At 62.5% G+C, this 17,806-nt stretch carries 21 protein-coding genes; 12 read left to right on the top strand and 9 right to left on the bottom strand.

From position 1 onward, the window contains the following. Positions 1-85 precede the first annotated feature (85 nt). The 4 genes from AC3EMP_RS05175 to AC3EMP_RS05160 form a co-directional block, all read right to left on the bottom strand. Positions 86-868 carry an ATP-binding cassette domain-containing protein gene (locus AC3EMP_RS05175; protein WP_027049093.1) on the bottom strand — a complete coding sequence of 261 codons (783 nt, stop codon included), beginning with the start codon at positions 866-868 and terminating at the stop codon, positions 86-88. Between the two features lie 2 nt (positions 869-870). Beyond that, positions 871-1,947 (bottom strand): ABC transporter permease, encoded by a 1,077-nt coding sequence (locus tag AC3EMP_RS05170; protein ID WP_023684064.1) that lies wholly within the window; start codon positions 1,945-1,947, stop codon positions 871-873. Positions 1,948-2,054: 107 nt separating this feature from the next. Next, positions 2,055-2,996 (bottom strand): sugar ABC transporter substrate-binding protein, encoded by a 942-nt coding sequence (locus AC3EMP_RS05165; protein WP_023684065.1) that lies wholly within the window; start codon positions 2,994-2,996, stop codon positions 2,055-2,057. A 372-nt stretch (positions 2,997-3,368) separates the two neighbouring features. Beyond that, a complete protein-coding gene (locus tag AC3EMP_RS05160) occupies positions 3,369-4,400 on the bottom strand; it encodes a LacI family DNA-binding transcriptional regulator (RefSeq protein WP_352710620.1) in 1,032 nt (343 codons plus the stop codon). A 174-nt stretch (positions 4,401-4,574) separates the two neighbouring features. Here AC3EMP_RS05160 and AC3EMP_RS05155 point away from each other — a divergent pair, with 174 nt between their 5' ends. The 3 genes from AC3EMP_RS05155 to AC3EMP_RS05145 all read left to right on the top strand — a co-directional run bounded on the left by AC3EMP_RS05155 (position 4,575) and on the right by AC3EMP_RS05145 (position 7,311). Then, on the top strand, positions 4,575-5,678 hold the full coding sequence (locus AC3EMP_RS05155; RefSeq protein ID WP_352710617.1) for a fatty acid desaturase family protein: 1,104 nt from the start codon (positions 4,575-4,577) through the stop codon (positions 5,676-5,678). Between the two features lie 85 nt (positions 5,679-5,763). After that, a complete protein-coding gene (locus tag AC3EMP_RS05150) occupies positions 5,764-6,078 on the top strand; it encodes a MocE family 2Fe-2S type ferredoxin (RefSeq protein WP_023672328.1) in 315 nt (104 codons plus the stop codon). A 3-nt stretch (positions 6,079-6,081) separates the two neighbouring features. After that, entirely contained in the window at positions 6,082-7,311 is a 1,230-nt protein-coding gene (locus AC3EMP_RS05145) for an NAD(P)/FAD-dependent oxidoreductase (RefSeq protein WP_352710615.1), read from the top strand. Positions 7,312-7,438: 127 nt separating this feature from the next. On the opposite strand, the gene AC3EMP_RS05140 is transcribed toward AC3EMP_RS05145, so the two are convergent. The 5 genes from AC3EMP_RS05140 to hslV form a co-directional block, all read right to left on the bottom strand. Beyond that, positions 7,439-8,395 carry a DUF1402 family protein gene (locus tag AC3EMP_RS05140; protein ID WP_023702085.1) on the bottom strand — a complete coding sequence of 319 codons (957 nt, stop codon included), beginning with the start codon at positions 8,393-8,395 and terminating at the stop codon, positions 7,439-7,441. 276 nt (positions 8,396-8,671) lie between these two features. After that, positions 8,672-9,985: an ATP-dependent protease ATPase subunit HslU gene (gene hslU, locus AC3EMP_RS05135; RefSeq protein WP_023741279.1), complete on the bottom strand. Its 1,314-nt coding sequence runs from the start codon at positions 9,983-9,985 to the stop codon at positions 8,672-8,674. Between the two features lie 4 nt (positions 9,986-9,989). After that, entirely contained in the window at positions 9,990-10,589 is a 600-nt protein-coding gene (locus AC3EMP_RS05130; RefSeq protein ID WP_352710613.1) for a DUF2585 domain-containing protein, read from the bottom strand. Positions 10,590-10,593: 4 nt separating this feature from the next. Next, entirely contained in the window at positions 10,594-11,121 is a 528-nt protein-coding gene (locus AC3EMP_RS05125; protein WP_352710611.1) for a GNAT family N-acetyltransferase, read from the bottom strand. Beyond that, positions 11,111-11,662: an ATP-dependent protease subunit HslV gene (hslV, locus tag AC3EMP_RS05120; protein ID WP_352710609.1), complete on the bottom strand. Its 552-nt coding sequence runs from the start codon at positions 11,660-11,662 to the stop codon at positions 11,111-11,113. Before hslV ends, AC3EMP_RS05125 begins: the two co-directional genes overlap by 11 nt. A gap of 240 nt (positions 11,663-11,902) precedes the next feature. Between hslV and hisB the strand changes: the two genes are divergently transcribed. The 9 genes from hisB (at position 11,903) to coaA (ending at position 17,737) form a co-directional block, all read left to right on the top strand. Further along, positions 11,903-12,502 (top strand): imidazoleglycerol-phosphate dehydratase HisB, encoded by a 600-nt coding sequence (gene hisB, locus AC3EMP_RS05115; protein ID WP_352710608.1) that lies wholly within the window; start codon positions 11,903-11,905, stop codon positions 12,500-12,502. A gap of 4 nt (positions 12,503-12,506) precedes the next feature. Next, positions 12,507-12,983 (top strand): DUF2628 domain-containing protein, encoded by a 477-nt coding sequence (locus AC3EMP_RS05110; RefSeq protein WP_023695989.1) that lies wholly within the window; start codon positions 12,507-12,509, stop codon positions 12,981-12,983. Between the two features lies 1 nt (position 12,984). Next, positions 12,985-13,635: an imidazole glycerol phosphate synthase subunit HisH gene (gene hisH / locus AC3EMP_RS05105; protein ID WP_023695990.1), complete on the top strand. Its 651-nt coding sequence runs from the start codon at positions 12,985-12,987 to the stop codon at positions 13,633-13,635. A gap of 1 nt (position 13,636) precedes the next feature. After that, positions 13,637-13,927, top strand: a complete 291-nt coding sequence (locus AC3EMP_RS05100) for a DUF1330 domain-containing protein (protein WP_023672318.1) — start codon at positions 13,637-13,639, stop codon at positions 13,925-13,927. Between the two features lie 3 nt (positions 13,928-13,930). Continuing rightward, the gene (gene hisA / locus AC3EMP_RS05095) at positions 13,931-14,677 is read left to right on the top strand and encodes a 1-(5-phosphoribosyl)-5-[(5-phosphoribosylamino)methylideneamino]imidazole-4-carboxamide isomerase (RefSeq protein ID WP_352520633.1); all 747 of its coding nucleotides are present in this window, start codon (positions 13,931-13,933) and stop codon (positions 14,675-14,677) included. After that, positions 14,674-15,510 (top strand): arginase family protein, encoded by an 837-nt coding sequence (locus AC3EMP_RS05090; RefSeq protein WP_023741283.1) that lies wholly within the window; start codon positions 14,674-14,676, stop codon positions 15,508-15,510. The genes hisA and AC3EMP_RS05090 overlap by 4 nt, the downstream gene beginning before the upstream one ends. Then, positions 15,507-16,313: an imidazole glycerol phosphate synthase subunit HisF gene (hisF, locus tag AC3EMP_RS05085; RefSeq protein WP_023687423.1), complete on the top strand. Its 807-nt coding sequence runs from the start codon at positions 15,507-15,509 to the stop codon at positions 16,311-16,313. The genes AC3EMP_RS05090 and hisF overlap by 4 nt, the downstream gene beginning before the upstream one ends. Before the next feature lie 8 nt (positions 16,314-16,321). Then, positions 16,322-16,645 (top strand): phosphoribosyl-ATP diphosphatase, encoded by a 324-nt coding sequence (locus AC3EMP_RS05080; protein WP_023681408.1) that lies wholly within the window; start codon positions 16,322-16,324, stop codon positions 16,643-16,645. 132 nt (positions 16,646-16,777) lie between these two features. Then, positions 16,778-17,737, top strand: a complete 960-nt coding sequence (gene coaA, locus AC3EMP_RS05075; RefSeq protein WP_023672313.1) for a type I pantothenate kinase — start codon at positions 16,778-16,780, stop codon at positions 17,735-17,737. The last annotated feature ends 69 nt before the right edge of the window (positions 17,738-17,806 follow it).

Here is a 17,806-nt window from a genome sequence, read left to right as displayed (position 1 = left end):
GAGAGAGTTGTGTCTCCACCTTCCTTTTGAGAAAGGTGGCAAGATAATTTTTCGAGCACGCCAGAAAACAGGATGACCATCCTGTTCAGGCCGCGAGTTCCGCCTCCCCGGTCTTGGCGCCGGTGATGTAGGAGACGATGTCGTTGCCGTCGGTGTTTTCCTTGCGCAGGTTGGCGACGATGCGGCCGCGCCGGAAGACGACGATGCGGTCGCACAGGTCGAACACCTGGCGCATGTTGTGGCTGATCAGGATCAGCGGCTCGCCATTGTCCTTCAGCGTGCGGATGATGTTCTCGACCTGCGCCGTCTCCTGCACGCCAAGGGCTGCCGTCGGCTCGTCCATGATGATCAGCTTGGAGGCGAAGGTCGCGGTCCGGGCGATCGCAACGCACTGGCGCTGGCCGCCCGACATGTGGCGAATGGTGTTGGACAAATTGGGGATTTTCACTGCCGTGCGGATCAGCGCCGCCTCGGTCGCCTTGCGCATGTATTTGCGGTCGAGGATCGAGAACGGGCCGAGATTGAAAAGCACCTTTTCGCGGCCGAGGAACAGGTTCGACGGCACGTCGAGATCGTCGGCCAGCGCCAGGTTCTGGAACACGGTCTCGATGCCCGCCGTGCGCGCTTCGATCGGCCCGGCAAAATTCACTTCCCTGCCGTCGAACCAGATCTGGCCGCTGGTGCGCTGCTCGACGGCGGTGATCTGGCGCACGAAGGTGGATTTGCCGGCGCCATTGTCGCCCATGATGGCGACATGCTCGCCCTTGCGCAGCTCGAAATTCGCGCCTTCCAGCGCATGGACGCCGCCATAGCGTTTGGTCAGGTTTTCGGTCTTCAGGACGATGTCTGTCGTGGAGATATCTGGCATGGTCAAGCCCTCAATGCCCGCATGCGCTGGCGCCATTGGTCGAGAACGACCGCGCCGACGATGATCACGCCCTTCACCATCTCCTGATAGTAGGCGTCGAGGCGCAGGAAGGTGAAGCCGGAAATGATGACGCCGAAGATCAGCGAGCCGATCACGGTGCCGACGATCGAGCCGCGGCCGCCCGACAAAGAGACGCCGCCGATGACCGCCATGGCGATGGCGTCGAGCTCGTACATGACGCCCATGCCGGACTGTGCTGTCAGGTTCTTGGAGGAGAGCACGACGGCGGCCAGCGCGGCGAGGATGCCGGCAATGACATAGACGAGGATCTTGTGGTTGGCGATCTTGATGCCCGACATGCGCGCGGCATCCTCGTTGGAGCCGATGGCGTAGCAGTGCTTGCCGTAGCGTGTGTAGGTCATGATCAGCTGGAACAGCACCGCCAGCGACAGGAAGATGATGACCGGCATCAGGCCCTTGCCGATACCAGCGAAACTTTCGGTCGGAAACGAGATCGGCTGACCCTTGGACCACCATTTGGCAATGCCGCGCGCGGTCACCATCATGCCGAGCGTGGCGATGAACGGCGGAATGCGCGTGTATGCAATCAAGGAGCCGTTGACGAGACCGGCGAGCAGACCACAGCCGATGGCGACTAGTACCGGCACGATGACCGGCAGGTCGGTCCAGCCTTGCGCCAGGAACATCGCCTTGGGGTTGGGGTTGCCGTTGACCGTCGCCACCTGGGCAAAACTCATGGCGATCATGGCGGTGGCGCCGACGATCGAGCCCGAGGACAAGTCGATGCCGCCGCAAATGATCACCTGCGTGACGCCGATGGCGATGATGCCGACGATCGACACCTGCAGGATGATGATCTGCAGGCGGGCCTCATTGAAGATCCCGGCGACGTTGTCGCGCGTGTTGAACAGGAAGCTGTCGCCAAGAAAGATGCGGCCGATCAGTTCGAAGATGACGACCAGAATGACCAGCGCCAGGAAGACGTTGAATTCGGCCGGCCATGTCCGCCTCTTCGCGTCATAGCTGACCCCGCCGACGCCATGAGATGTCTGTGACATGTCTGTCCTCCGTGAGGCGGCATTTGCCCTCCCGCACGTAAGGGCGGTGAGGGAAACGGGAGCGGCGCGATTGATGCGCCGCTCCGTTAGTCGAACGAGTCGCCGGCTCAGTTCTTCTTCAGGAACTTGTCGATGTTGGCTGGCGTCACGAGTTGGAAGGGCACGTAGACCTTGTGCTCGACCTTCTCGCCCTTGGCGAGCTTCAGCGCTGCGTCCAGAGCGCCGGCGCCCTGGCCGGCCGCATCCTGGAACACGGTGGCATCGAGGTCGCCGGCCTGCATGGCGGCAAGCGCGTCCTGCGTGGCGTCGACACCGCCGACGACGACCGTCTTCATGTCGATGTTGGCGGCCTTCATCGCCTGGATGGCGCCGATGGCGCTTTCGTCATTGTTGGCGATGACGCCGTCGAACGGCTTGCCGGTTGACAGCCAGTTGGTCATCAGGTTCTGCGCTTCGTCGCGGTTCCAGTTCGAAGTCTGCTTGTCGATGATCTTGATGAAGCTGCACTCCGGCGTGGCGATCACCTCTTCGATGTCCTTGGTGCGCTGCACGGCGGCCTGGTTGGAAAGCTCGCCCATGATGACATAGACATTGGCTTCCTTCTTGCCGGCCTCGGTGAACAGGCGGCAGACTTCCTTGGTCTCGAGCGTGCCGGAATCGGCCTCGTTCGACGCGACGAAGGCCTGGTTGTCCGGCAGCGTGTCGACATTGACCGGCTGGCGGTTGACATAGACCAACGGGATCTTGGCGGCTGCGGCGGCGTCCGACATCGCCTGCGTGGCCGAGGTATCGACCGGGTTGACGATGATGGCGTCGACGCCCGAGGCGGCGAAGTTCTTGATCTGGTCGAGCTGCTTGGCGACGTCGTTCTGCGCGTCCTCGACCTGCAGTTCCACGCCGCTCATGCCCTTGGCCTGCTCGATCATGCCGTTGCGCAGCACGGTGAGGAAGTTGTCGTCGAACTTGGCCATCGACACGCCGACCTTGGCGGCAAAAGCGGACGAACTCATCAGCGCCGCAAAGGCGACGCCCAAAATCAGTTTCTTCATTGTGTTTCTCCTCCACATTGGTGTCCGGCTGCACCGATCTACCCGGAATCCCCGATAGCCCGAGGAATCGCTCCCTGATGCCTTCCTGTTCCGTATGGCGTTTTGTCCAAGGGATGGAACGCCCGGCTCCCAGTTTGAAACAGATGTTCCGGAACGAAAGAACCAAAATACCAATCTGATGAAATATTTATTCCATTTTTTCGCGAGACGTCAAGAGCGATTCCTAAGTCGGAAAGCGGATTTTCGGTCGCCGCGCCGCAATTTCACGCCGAATCAAGGCCGACAGCGGCCCAGGCCGAGTCTGAAGGCGGAATCTGATAGATTCTATCATCGCCGGAGAGCCCACGCCGAACGGGTCGGCGCGGCAACGCGTTAGATATTTTCCGGCAGATAGATGTCGAAGGGCAGAAAGGTCTGGCCCGGCGCGTTGGCGGCGCCGGCCTCGATGGAATGCGCCATCAGGTCGACAAGCTCGCGGCACAAGGCGGCGAGCGGCGTCGAGATCACCATTGTCAGGATGTTGTCGGCGAGTGCCGCGCGCGATTCGGCGTTGATCTCGTTGCAGACGACCACCGGCATGTTTGCGGGCTTCGCTGCGCGCAGCGCCGAGACCGCGCCTTCCATGCCGCCGCCGGCGACATAGCAGCCGGCAAGATCCGGATACCGCACCAGGAGATCGATCATCGCATCGTGGGTGACCTGGTTGGCTTCCAGATTGACCAGCGTTTCCATCACCGTGAAGTCCGGCGCATGTTCGCGGAAGAAGGAGCGAAATCCGATCTCGCGCAGTTCATGGCCGTGGAAGCGATGACTGCCGACGAAAAGGGCGACCTTGCCGGGGTTCTTTGCCGCCCTGGCGATCATCCAGGCCGCGGTGCGACCGACCTTGCGATTGTCGAGGCCGACATATCCCTCACGGATGCCAGCGGCAAAGTCGGACAGCAGCGAGAAGACAGGTTGCCCCCTCGCTTTCAGCGACTCCACGACCGCCGTCAGCGTCGGATGGTCCGGACCGACAACGGCGATTGCTCTGGATTTCGCTGCCAGCTTGCGCATCTGGGCGGCGGTCTCGTCGGCGGCTAGCGAGCTGGCGAAATCGATGGTGGCGACGCCGCGGAAGCGCTGCGATTGCGAGACCGCCATTTCTAGCTCCCTCGCGAAATCGCCGTAAAAAACATCATTGCCCCGCAGCAGCAGAAAGCCGAGGCGGTATTCCGGCAATTCCTGGCGCATGCGCCGCTTGATCAGCCCGGCGGCGTGGTAGCCGATGCTGGTCGCCGCCTCATAGACGCGGCGCGCGGTTTCCTCGCGCACCGGCAGCCGGTTGTTCAGCACCCTGTCGACAGTGGCGACGCTAACGCCGGAGATGCGCGCCAGATCGGTGATGGTTGGCCGTTTTGCCATGACTGTCCCGCATGAGTGCCTGCAACTGCTTACATCGTTCTGATGGAAAATGATAGAAACTATCTTTGTGATGTTGAGGCTATCACCGCATGGCGCTATTTTGCGCTCGGACAAAACCGCCTGTAATGGACATATCCGTCCTGACGGATGCTGTGGCCGACGGAGGCAGCCCCTATGGAAGCGACATTATCCACACCACCGTCCCGGCGCGACTACAGCCTGATCGGCCGCGATTCCAAGCTCGCCATCGAGAACGGGCTGGCGGCGGCCGAGTGGTATCACACCGATATTCCGCGCAAGCAGATGAAGGAGCTGATGCAGCGCTCCGACGGGCCGGCGATCCGCGACACCACGATCTGGCTGGCCGCGCTGATCCTGAGCGCCGCCGGCGGCGCCTGGTTCTGGGGCAGCTGGTGGTGCGTGCCGTTCTTCTTCGTCTATGGCGTGCTCTACGGCTCCTCCACCGATTCACGCTGGCACGAATGCGGCCACGGCACCGCCTTCCGCACCCAGTGGATGAACGACGCGGTTTACCAGATCGCCTGCTTCATGATCATGCGCAATCCGGTGACCTGGCGCTGGAGCCACACCCGCCACCACACCGACACCATCATCGTCGGCCGCGACCCGGAAATCTCGGTGATGCGGCCGCCGGATCTGTTCCGCGTTGCGCTTGGCTTTATCGGCGTGCTGGATGCCTGGCATGCGATGTCGGACATGCTGCGCAACGCCGCCGGCAATATCAGCGCGGCGGAAAAGACTTTTATCCCCGAACAGGAGCAGCCTAAAGCCATTCGCATCGCCCGAATCTGGACGGCGATCTATGCCGTCACCATCGCGATCGCACTGTATTTCGGTTCATGGCTGCCGCTGATGCTGGTCGGGCTGCCCCGGCTCTACGGCGCCTGGCATCATGTCATGGTCGGCCTGCTGCAGCATGGCGGGCTGGCGGAAAATGTCGTCGACCATCGGCTGAACAGCCGCACCGTCTACATGAACCCGGTCAGCCGCTTCATCTACTGGAACATGAACTATCACGTCGAACACCACATGTTCCCGATGGTGCCCTATCATGCGCTGCCTAAACTGCATGCGCTGATCAAGCACGATCTGCCGGCGCCGACGCCGTCGATCCTGGCGGGCTATCGTGAGATGATCCCGGCCTTTTTGCGCCAGCTGCGCAACGAGGACTATTTCCTCAAGCGCGAACTGCCGCCGACGGCGCGGCCCTATCGCGAGGAACTCCACAACGACGCCGTCGCCGCCGCGGCGGAATGATCGCGCGATTAAGCTTTTGTTTTGACGCAACTCCGAACGGAAAACCGCAACGCACTTTTCCTGGAATTGCTTTTGGGAGGAACACATGAGCGACTGGATCGAGGCCTGCGCCGCCGGCGACATCGACGAAGAAGATGTGATGCGCTTCGACCATGGCGGCCGCACCTTCGCCATCTATCGCAGCCCTGACGACGATTATTTCGCCACCGATGGCCTGTGCACGCACGAAAAGGTGCATCTGGCCGACGGGCTGGTGATGGACGACATCATCGAGTGCCCCAAGCACAATGGCCGCTTCAATTACAAGACGGGGGCGGCACGGGGCGCGCCGGTTTGCGTCAATCTCGCCACCTATCCGGTAAAGGTCGAGGCCGGCAAAGTGCTGATCCAGATCGGATAGACCATGCAGGCGGGAATGGTCATCATTGGCGCCGGCGAGTGCGGCGGGCGGGCAGCGCTGACACTGCGCGAGCTGGGCTATGACGGGCCGGTGACGCTGGTGGGTGACGAACCCCATCTGCCCTATGAGCGGCCGCCCCTGTCCAAGGACGCAATGACGAGCGACGCGGCCGAGATCAAGACGATCGCCAGCGACGAAATTCTGGCCGAGAAATCGATCCGGCATATCCATTCCGTTCAAGCGGTGGCGATCGACCGCCCGGCGCATATGGTGCGGCTGTCGGACGGTTCGGCCCTGCCCTACGACAAGCTGCTGCTGGCGACCGGCTCGACACCGCGCAAGCTGCCGATGCCGGGATTGGGGTCGCGCTGCGTCTACCTCCGCACCTTTGCCGACGCGCTGGCCATTCGCGCCCACCTCAGCCCGGCAAACCGCATCGCCATCATTGGTGGTGGCTTTATTGGCCTGGAGCTCGCCGCTTCGGCGCGCAAGCTCGGGGCCAGCGTCACGGTCATTGAGGCGCAGCCGCGCATCCTCATGCGCGGGGTGCCGGCGGAGATCGCTGAAATCATCCATCAGGCGCATGAGGCCGAAGGCGTGACCGTGCTCACCGGTCAGGGCATCGCTGATATCGCCGACGACGGCGCTGAGGTGCACATCATGCTCGCCGATGGGCAGGACATCGTCGCCGATCTCGCCGTCATCGGCATCGGCGCCGTGCCGGTGACCGGGCTTGCCGCGGAAGCGGGCCTGACCGTCGATAACGGCATCGCCGTCAATGGCGAACTCCAAACAATCGATCCCGACATCTTCGCCGCCGGCGATTGCTGCTCGTTTCCGCTCGCTGTCTATGCTGGCCGGCGGGTGCGGCTGGAAGCCTGGCGCAATGCGCAGGAACAGGGTGCGCTGGCCGCGAAGAACATGCTGGGCGCCCGCGAAGCGCATGCCGCGGTGCCATGGTTCTGGTCGGATCAGTATGGTTTGTCGCTGCAGATCGCCGGCCTTTCGGACGAGGGCAAAACAACGGTCCGCCGCGATCTCGGCGACGGTGCTTTTATTCTGTTTCATCTGGCCGAGGATGGCAGGCTGGTGGCGGCGAGCGGCCTCGGTACGGGCAATGCCGTGGCGCGCGACATCAGGCTGGCCGAGATGCTGATCGCCAAGCGGGCTAGGCCGGCGCCGGAGGCGTTGGGGTCGCCGGATGTGAAGCTGAAGTCGTTGCTGGCAGCGTGAAGGACTGACTTACCCTCCCCTTGTGGGGAGGGTCGCTGCGAAGCAGTGGGGTGCGGCACCGGCCCCCACCCCGACCTGCGGTCCGACCTCCCCACAAAGGGGGAGGTAGACGGCTGAGCTAAGCCCGCTAAAACAGCGCCTTCAGCTCGTCCAGCTTGTCGTTGACCAGCCAGCCGTAATAGTTCTCCTCGGGCAGTTTGACCGTCTCACCCGCCGCGCGGCGCTTGTCGTTCTCTGCTTTCAGCGCATAGGCGCGCTGCTCGGGATTGCCGACATTGTAGAGCGTGGCGGTCAGCCCCGGATTGCCTGAGATGTCGAAGCCGGCAATGTTTTTGTAGGCGTCGATCGACTTCCTGATCGTCGCTGCGACGTAGGGCAATGTCAGATCCGGATCCATGATGGTCTTGTAGACCCCATTGGGATCGCCGACATCGAGTTCGGGCAGCCCCGACACCTTGTGCACGAGATCGCTCATCTGCAGCGCGGTCAGCGGGTTGAGCTGGCCGAGGCCAAAGGTCTGGCCGGCATAGTAGGGCTGGAAGAAGGTTGCGCCGAAGCGGTCGTTGGGAAAGCTTGTGCCGCCGACGGTCTTGCCGCGGAAGGAGCGGTTCCACACCTGTTCGCGGCATTCCCACAGGTCGTAGCTGTCCGACATCGTGCATTTCTTGAATTCCGGCCGTTGCACGAAATCGGTGATGTCCTCGCCGTCATAGGCGAAGGACAGCTTGCTGGAGAGGTAGGAAATCGCCTTGACGTAGTAGGTCTGCAGCCGGTCGTAGGCGTCGACATTGTAGGTGTGCTCGCCGACGATGGCGCCGACGATGTGCAAAGGATTGATGCCGTAAGCGGCAGAGGCCTTCCTGATCTTGGCGCGCAGTTCGGCGTCGTTCTGAAGCAAGGCATAGACCTTGCGGTATTTGGCCTGGAAGGTGGTGTTGGTCGCCTGGGTGCGGCGGCTCGAGGCGCCCGGTATGTCGGGCTGCACGGCATTGCGGTTGCCCGCCGGCACCAATGTCGCCGCGTCAGCCGCGAACAGCGTCGCCGCCAGCGTCAAGCCGAGAATGAGCAGGATCAGTTTTTTCATGCGCCGCCGCCTAGAGAATTGCCGCGCAAATTAGGTAAAGCTCCCGGTCGAGTCGAGAGCGCCCTTGCAGCCAGCAAGACGAAAGGTGGCCGCATGATACCATCCGGCCACACACGATGATGTTTGCCGGAAACTGTTGCCTAAGCATCGGCCCAAAAATCGAAACCGATTTTTGGAAAGTCCGATGCGTCGATTCAATACTGTTAGAGCGACCTTTGCGCGTCCAAAGGACGCGCGGCGCTCTAATACCGGCGCCGGATGAACCGGCGCCCTCGTTTAAAGGATGAATCGCGACAAATCTGTGTTTCGCGAGAGGTCGCCGACATGCTTTTCCACATAGGCGGCATCGATGGCGACGCTGGTGCCGTTGCGGTCGGGCGCGTCGTAGGAGATCTCGTCTAGCACGCGCTCCATCACCGTCTGCAGGCGTCTCGCTCCGATGTTTTCGACGCTAGCGTTGAGGTCGACAGCGATGCCGGCCAGCGAATCGATGGCATCGTCGGTGAAGGTGAGGTCGACGCCTTCGGTCTTCATCAGCGCGATATACTGCTTGATGAGGCTGGCCTCGGTCTCGGTGAGGATGCGAATGAAATCGTCCTTCTCCAGCGCCCGCAACTCGACACGGATCGGCAGGCGGCCCTGCAATTCCGGCAACAGGTCGGACGGCTTGGAGACATGGAAGGCGCCCGAGGCGATGAACAGTATGTGGTCGGTCTTCAACGGTCCGTATTTGGTCGCCACCGTCGTGCCTTCGATCAGCGGCAGCAGGTCGCGCTGCACGCCTTCGCGCGAGACGCCGGCGCCCATGCCGCCTTCGCGCGAGGCGATCTTGTCGATCTCGTCGAGGAAGACGATGCCGTCATTTTCGGTCGCGTCGAGCGCCCGGCGCACCACCTCGTCCTGGTCGAGCAGCTTGTCGGACTCGTCGTTGACCAACAGCGCGTAGGACTCCTTGACCGTCGTCTTGCGCGCCTTGGTCTTCTTGCCACCCATCGCCTTCGACAGCATGTCGTTGATGTTGAGCACGCCGATATTAGCGCCCGGCATGCCGGGGATCTCGAAGCCGGGCATGCCGCCGGTGCCGGCGTCGGCAACCTCGATCTCGATCTCCTTGTCGTCGAGCTCGCCGTCGCGCAGCTTCTTGCGGAAGGAATCGCGGGTCGCCGGGCTCGCCGTCTTGCCGACCAGGGCTTCCAGCACGCGCTCCTCGGCATTGAGGTGCGCGCGCGCCTTCACGTCCTCGCGCATCTTCTCGCGCACCAGGCCGATGGCGATCTCGACCAGGTCGCGGATGATCTGCTCGACATCGCGGCCGACATAGCCGACTTCGGTGAACTTGGTGGCCTCGACCTTGACGAAAGGCGCACCGGCGAGCCGCGCCAGGCGGCGCGAGATCTCGGTCTTGCCGACACCGGTCGGGCCGATCATCAGGATGTTCTTCGGCATCACCTCTTCGCGCATCTGGCCTTCGAGCTGCTGGCGGCGCCAGCGGTTGCGCAAGGCGATGGCCACGGCGCGCTTGGCGTCCTTCTGGCCGATGATGAAGCGGTCGAGTTCCGAAACGATTTCACGGGGAGAGAAGGTGGTCATATCACTAAATTCCACTTTGCCACTGCTTGATGGACTCAAACGGATGCAGCAGCATGATCACGTTGAGCGTCAGATTGTCCCGGATGAGGTAGCCGACACCCAGTTCGAAGATGAGGGCGAGGCCGACGATCACAGATATAGGTAGCTTTCGCGCCATCACAAATCCCAGCATCATGGCCAGCGTGTCGGACACCGAATTGATGATGCTATCGCCATAGTAATCCAGCGAGATGGTGCCGGCGCGGTAGCGCTCGATGATGAACGGGCTGTTTTCCAGGAGTTCCCAGCCGCCCTCGATGACGACGGCGAATGCCAGGCGCAGACCGATTGGCGAGCGCGGGAACAGGAACCAGGCCAAGGCGTAGAACAGGAAGCCGTGGATGATGTGCGAGAACGTGTACCAGTCGGAAATATGCTGGGAATTCTCCGAACTGTTCACCACACCGTGCCAGAGTTTGACATAACCGCAGGTGCAGATCGGCGTGCGGCCCATGCCGTAAAGGGCGCCGGCCTGGAAGATGAGCAGAGCGAGCACGAGCAGAAGCCCCATCCGCCAGCTGTCTTCGTAGGCCGAGTAATTTTTGGCAGTGCCCGGTGTCGCCATCAACTCATTCCCCTTCTTCCGCGTCGCTCTCTTCGGCATCGACGGCCATCAGCACGACGTCTCCATATTCCGAGTGCCTGCGATCAATGGCGCGGAACCCAGCCTTTTCATAGGCCCGGATGGCGCGGCCATTGTCGGGATGCGGATCGATGATGACGCGTGGCGCGCCTTCCTCGAACAGCTGTTCGACGAACTGCCGGACGATGGCCGAGCCGTGACCTTTGCCGACAAGGTCCGGCACGCCGATCGACAGGTCGATACCAAGCGTGCCGAAAGGCTGGTCGGCATAGGGATGGCCGTCTTCCAGATGCGGATCGTAGCTCTGCAGATAGGCGATCGGCCTGCCGTCGAGCTCGACGATCAGCGGCTCTACAGAAATAGAGTCAATGTGCTCCCGGATTTCGGCGATTTCCGTCTCCGGATCGTCCCACCATTCGGCGACATGCGGCTCGGCCAGCCAGCCGGCGATCATCGGCAGGTCTTTTTCGGTAACCGGTCGAAAATCATAGAGCACCGGCGGGTTAGCCGGCATCGAGCGTTTCGACAACAAAGTTGTTGTTGGTATAGACGCAAATGTCGGAGGCGATCTGCATCGCCTTGCGGGCGATCTCCTCGGCATCCTTGTCGCTGTCCATCAGCGCGCGGGCAGCGGCCAGCGCATAGTTGCCGCCGGAACCGATGGCCATGACGCCGAATTCGGGCTCCAGCACGTCGCCGGTGCCGGTGAGCGCCAGCGAAACCGACTTGTCGGCCACCAGCATCATCGCTTCCAGCCGGCGCAGATAACGGTCGGTGCGCCAGTCCTTGGCGAGCTCGACGCAGGCGCGCGTCAACTGGTCGGGATATTGTTCGAGCTTGGCTTCCAGCCGCTCCAGAAGGGTGAAAGCATCCGCCGTGGCGCCGGCGAAACCCGCAATGACATTGCCGCCCTTGCCGATGCGGCGCACCTTTTTGGCATTGCCTTTGATGATGGTCTGGCCAAGGCTGACCTGGCCGTCGCCGGCGATCACCACCTTGTTGCCCTTGCGCACCGTCACGATGGTCGTGGCGTGCATGGTCAGTTCATTCGACATTTGGTGCTCCGATTCGCGCGATCCCGATAAGGCGATTGGCGCGGGATTTCGATCGGCCATATGTATGCATGGGGCGGGTGATTGCAAACCGCCTGTGGCACGGCCGATGGAAGCCCGCATCGCAACTGGCCATCGCCGGATCATGCTGCTAGAAGGCTTTCGCTTTCAGGCAAATGAGCGCTTGGAGGCATGTCTTTCCGTTTCGCCCCCAGTCGTTTGCCCAAAGACAAGGACAAGGTCATGGCGTCCCGATCCGCCGAAGTCAGCCGCAAGACCAAGGAAACCGACATCGCCGTGTCGGTCCATGTCGACGGCACCGGTATCTCCGACATGTCGACGGGCGTCGGCTTCTTCGACCATATGCTCGACCAGCTGTCGCGCCACTCGCTGATCGACATCACGGTGAAGGCCAAGGGCGACCTGCACATTGACGACCACCACACGGTCGAGGACACCGGCATTGCGATCGGCCAGGCGCTGGCCAAGGCGCTGGGCGAGCGGCGCGGCATCATGCGCTACGCCTCTGTCGACCTTGCCATGGACGAGACGCTGACGCGGGCCGCGATCGACGTGTCGGGCCGTCCGTTCCTGGTCTGGAATGTCGCCTTCTCGTCGCCCAAGATCGGCACGTTCGACACCGAACTGGTGCGTGAATTCTTCCAGGCGCTGGCGCAGAATGCCGGTATCACGCTGCATGTCACCAACCATTATGGCGCCAACAATCACCATATTGCCGAAACCTGCTTCAAGGCGGTGGCGCGCGCGCTGCGTTTCGCACTGGAGCGCGACCCGCGCCAGCCGGAAGCGGTTCCCTCCACCAAGGGATCTCTGAAAGGGTAGGCTGATGGCCATCTATGTCGTGATGGAACCGCCAGGCCGCACCGAGGCGGCCGACGCAACCGTTTTGGTCCGCGACGGTTTTTCCTGGCTGGCTTTCCTGGTGGCGCCGCTGTGGCTCGCCTGGCACAGGCTGTGGATCGAGGCCGCGCTCGCCTTCGTCGCCATGGGGCTCATCTCGGTGCTCGGCCAATGGCTGGGACTGGACTGGGCCGGCTCCGCACTGTCTTTACTGGTCTCGCTCTATATCGGGCTGGAAGGCCAAGGGCTGCGGATCGCAGCGCTGCGCTGCCGCGGCTGGCATGAATGGGGCGTCGTCGAAGCCGACAATCCTGACGATGCCGACATCCGCCAGACACTGGACGCCGAGGCGCTTGCCGACGAGCCGGCGCCGCTGCCGCGCATCGTGCCGGACGCCAGCCTGGCCCGGCCGACGCAGACCGGGCTGACGCTGGGCCTGAGCCATACGCCGGGAAAAGCCTGAGATGCGGGTTGCCATCATCGATTACGGGTCGGGCAATCTGCGCTCGGCCACCAAGGCCTTCGAGCGCGCCGCGCATGAAGCCGGCATTGCCGCTGCCATCGAGCTGACCGCCGACGCCGAGCGGGTGCGCAGCGCCGACCGCATCGTTTTGCCCGGCGTCGGCGCCTATGCCGATTGCGCGGCGGGCCTGCGCGGCGTCGCCGGCATGTGGGAAGCGGTGGAAGAGGTAGCGATCGCCAAGGCGCGGCCGTTCCTCGGCATCTGCGTCGGCATGCAGCTGATGTCGGAGCGCGGCCTGGAAAAGACCGTGACCAAGGGCTTCGGCTGGATTGCCGGCGACGTCAAGGAGATCACGCCCGCCGATCCGGCACTGAAGATCCCGCAAATCGGCTGGAACACCATCGATCTGGAGCGCAAGCACCCGCTGTTTTCGGGTATTGCGACCGGGCCCAAGGGTCTGCACGCCTATTTCGTTCATTCCTACCATCTCGACGCGACAAGGCCGGACGAAGTGCTGGCCGTCGCCGATTATGGCGGCCCGGTAACGGCGGCGGTCGCGCGCGGTAACCTTGCCGGCATGCAATTCCATCCGGAAAAGAGCCAGGCGCTCGGCCTGGCACTGATCACCAACTTCCTGCGCTGGAGGCCTTGAGATGAGCAAGAAGGGCTACTGGATGGCGATGGTCGATGTGACCGATCCGGAAAACTATCCGAAATACATCGCCGCCAACAAAGCGGCGTTCGACAAATACGGCGCGAAATTCCTGACGCGAGGCGGTCAGTCGTCAAGCCCGGAAGGGCCATCCGGCAATCGCCATGTGATCGTCGAGTTCGAAAGCTACGAGGTCGCGCTGGCTTGCTTCCATTCCCCCGAATACCAGGCAGCGCTGAAATTCCGGCGCGCTTATTCGACCTCGCATTTCGCCATTGTGGAAGGGGTCTGAACGGTGATCCTGTTTCCGGCCATCGACCTCAAGGACGGCAAGTGCGTGCGGCTGAAGCACGGCGATATGGCGACCGCGACCATCTACAATGACGACCCTGCGGCCCAGGCCAAGGCCTTCGAAGAGCAAGGGTTTGAATGGCTGCATGTCGTCGACCTCAACGGCGCCTTCAAAGGCCAAAGCGTCAACAGCGCGGCGGTCGGCGCCATCCTCAAGGCGACGAAAAACCCGGTGCAGCTCGGCGGCGGCATCCGCACGCTGGCGCAGATCGAGGACTGGCTCGACCGCGGGCTGGCCCGCGTCATCCTCGGCACGGTGGCGGTGCGCGATCCCGACCTGGTCCGGGAAGCCTGCAAGGAATTTCCTGGAAAGATCGCCGTGGGCATCGACGCCAAGGACGGCAAGGTGGCGGTCGAAGGCTGGGCCGAGGCCTCCAGCCTCGGCGTCATCGAACTGGCGCGGAAATTCGAAGGCGCCGGCGTTGCCGCCATTATCTACACCGATATCGACCGCGACGGCGTTCTGACCGGCATCAACTGGGATGCCACGATCGATCTCGCCGACGCGGTGTCGATCCCGGTCATCGCCTCGGGCGGGCTGGCCTCGATCGCCGACATCGTGCGCATGACCATGCCCGACGCAAAGAAACTCGAAGGCGCCATCTCCGGCCGCGCGCTCTATGACGGGCGCATCGATCCGGCCGAGGCGCTTGCGGTGCTGCAGGGCAAGGCGATGGAGGCCCGATCTTGAAGATCTCCATCATCCTGGCCTCCTATGACAGCGGCCACTATCACGGCGGCATGGGCCGAGGCCCGGATGCACTCGTCGCCGGCGGGCTGGTCGACGCGCTGACGCTCTCCGGGCATGACGTGGTCGTCACCGATATCGGCAGGGTTGGCGACGAACAGCAGCGCGAGATCGCCACCGGCTTTGCCGTGTGCGGCGCCGTCTCCGGCGAGGTCCGCATCGCCATAGACCGCGGCCGGCTTCCCATCGTGCTGGCCGGCAATTGTCTGACATCGGCCGGTGCGGTTGCCGGCGAGGATGCCGATGCGATCATCTGGGCCGACCAGCATGGCGATCTCAACACGCCGGAGACGTCCATCTTCGGCTTTCTCGACGGCATGGCGCTGGCCACGGTTCTCGGCCTGTGCTGGAAGCCGATGGCCTCGGCCATCCCCGGCTTCAAGCCGATCGATCCTGCGCGCTGCGTGCTGGTCAACGCGCGCGATCTCGATCCGGCCGAAACAGAGCTGTTGAAGACTTTGCCGGTCATCCGCACCGAATGCCCGGACTGGGCGACGGCGAGCACCAGGCTGAAGGCGCCGGACGCGAAGCGGGTGCACCTGCATCTCGATCTCGACGTGCACGACCCCGGGGCGCTGCAGGCCAACCGCTACACCACGCCCGGCGGCCCGGAGCCGAAACAGCTGCGCCAGGCTGTCTGCGGCATGGCCGGCCTGCTGCCGATTTCCGGCATCACCATTTCCGCCTACGATCCGGCGTTCGATGCGCAGGCCGAGGTTCCGCCGCTGGTCGGCGAACTGCTCAGCGAGTTGCTGGCGACGATGGAGAAGGGCTGATGCTGAAGGCCCGAGTCATCCCTTGCCTCGACGTCAAGAACGGCCGCGTCGTCAAGGGGGTCAATTTCGTCGACCTCATCGATGCCGGTGATCCGGTCGAGGCGGCCAAAGCCTATGACGCGGCCGGCGCAGACGAGCTTTGCTTTCTCGATATCACCGCGTCGTCCGACAACCGTGAAACCATCTTCGACGTCGTCGCCCGCACCGCCGAACAATGCTTCATGCCGCTGACCGTCGGCGGCGGCGTGCGCCAGGTGGCCGATATTCGCAAACTGTTGCTGGCCGGCGCCGACAAGGTGTCGATCAACACTGCGGCGGTGAAGAACCCCGATTTCGTCGCGGAAGCCGCCGACAAGTTCGGCAACCAGTGCATTGTCGTCGCCATCGACGCCAAGAAGGTGTCGGCACCCAATGAAGCCGACCGCTGGGAGATCTTCACCCATGGCGGCCGTGAAAAGACCGGCATCGATGCGGTCGAGTTTGCGCGAAAAATGGTCGATCGCGGCGCCGGCGAGATTCTTTTGACCTCGATGGACCGTGACGGCACCAAGGCCGGTTACGACATTGCGCTGACCCGCGCGATAGCGGATGCGGTGCGCGCGCCGGTGATCGCGTCGGGCGGCGTCGGCACGCTCGATCATCTGGTCGAGGGCATTCGCGACGGCCATGCCGGCGCCGTGCTCGCCGCCTCGATCTTCCATTTCGGCACTTACACGATTACGGAAGCCAAGGCGCATATGGCCGAGGCCGGGCTGCCGATGCGGCTGGACTATCCGGTTCAATCCACTCCACAAAGGCTGTAGACTGCGTCATGGCTGAATTTTCGCTGTCCGATCTGGAAACGATCATTGGCGAACGCGCCCGTTCCGGCGACCCGGACTCGTGGACGGCAAAACTGTTCGCCAAAGGCATCGACAAGGCGGCGCAGAAGCTTGGTGAAGAGGCAGTCGAGACCGTCATTGCCGCCGTCAAGGGCGACGAGAAAGCCCTCGTTTCCGAAAGTGCCGATCTCATATATCATTGGCTCGTTGTGCTTGGCATGGCCGGCGTTTCGCTGGGCGAGGTGCTGAAGGAGCTTGAGGGCCGCACCGGCCGTTCGGGCGTCACTGAAAAGGCATCCCGGCCGAAAGGCTGACCGCTAGAGCCGGATGATTTCGGGCCGAGGCCTTAAATCTGAATCCGTCTCTAAATTGATAGAGGGAGCATGATGTCGCCCGAAAACCGCTTCACACTTTTCGGCATCATGCTCTAGAGGGCAGGAAACTCGATGGACCAGCTCGCTCCGACCGAGAAATATTCCCCCTATCGTTTCTTCTCGGCCGAGCAATGGTCGAACTTCCGCGCCGACACGCCGATGACGCTGGGCGAAGACGAGATCAACCGTCTGCGCTCACTGAACGATCCGGTCGACCTGGAAGAAGTCAAGCGCATCTATCTGTCGCTCTCGCGGCTGCTTTCGGCGCATGTTGAGGCCAGCCAGCTGCTGTTTCGCCAGCGCCAGGCCTTCTTCAACGCGCTGGATGTGGTCAAGACACCGTTCATCATCGGCATTGCCGGTTCGGTTGCGGTCGGCAAATCGACCACGGCGCGCGTGCTGAAGGAGCTTCTGGCGCGCTGGCCGTCGAGCCCCAAGGTCGATCTCATCACTACCGACGGGTTCCTGCTGCCCAACAAGGTGTTGCGACGCGACAATCTGATGGAGCGCAAGGGCTTTCCCGACAGCTACGATGTCGGTGCGCTGCTGCGTTTCCTGTCGGGCATCAAGTCGGCCCAGCGCAATGTCCGCGCGCCCGTCTATTCGCATTTGACCTATGACGTCATTCCCGGCGAGTTCGTCACCATCGACCGGCCAGACATTCTGATCTTCGAAGGCATCAACGTTCTGCAACCCGGCAAATTGCCGAAGGACGGCAAGATAGTGCCGTTCCTGTCGGATTTCTTCGATTTCGCCATTTATATCGACGCCGACGAAAAGCTGATCCACCAATGGTACATCGCCCGCTTCATGCGCCTGCGCGAGACGGCCTTCCGCAATCCGGACTCCTTCTTCCACCGCTATTCGCAGCTTTCGGAAGACGCCGCGCGTGCCATTGCGGAAGGCTTGTGGGCCAACATCAACCTGAAAAACCTGCGCGAGAACATCGTGCCGACACGAGCGCGGGCCGACCTCATCCTGCGCAAGGGCGCCAATCATCTGGTCGAGGAAGTGGCGCTCAGGAAACTGTGACGACTGGGTTAACGGCGCCTTAGGCAATCCCGGCTAGTTTTTGCTGCAATTCCAGCGGGTCGGGAGCAA

The organism is Mesorhizobium sp. P160219, from assembly GCF_057786095.1.
The sequence above is the reverse complement of the archived record's forward strand: the minus strand, read 5'-3'. Positions and strand labels throughout refer to the sequence as shown.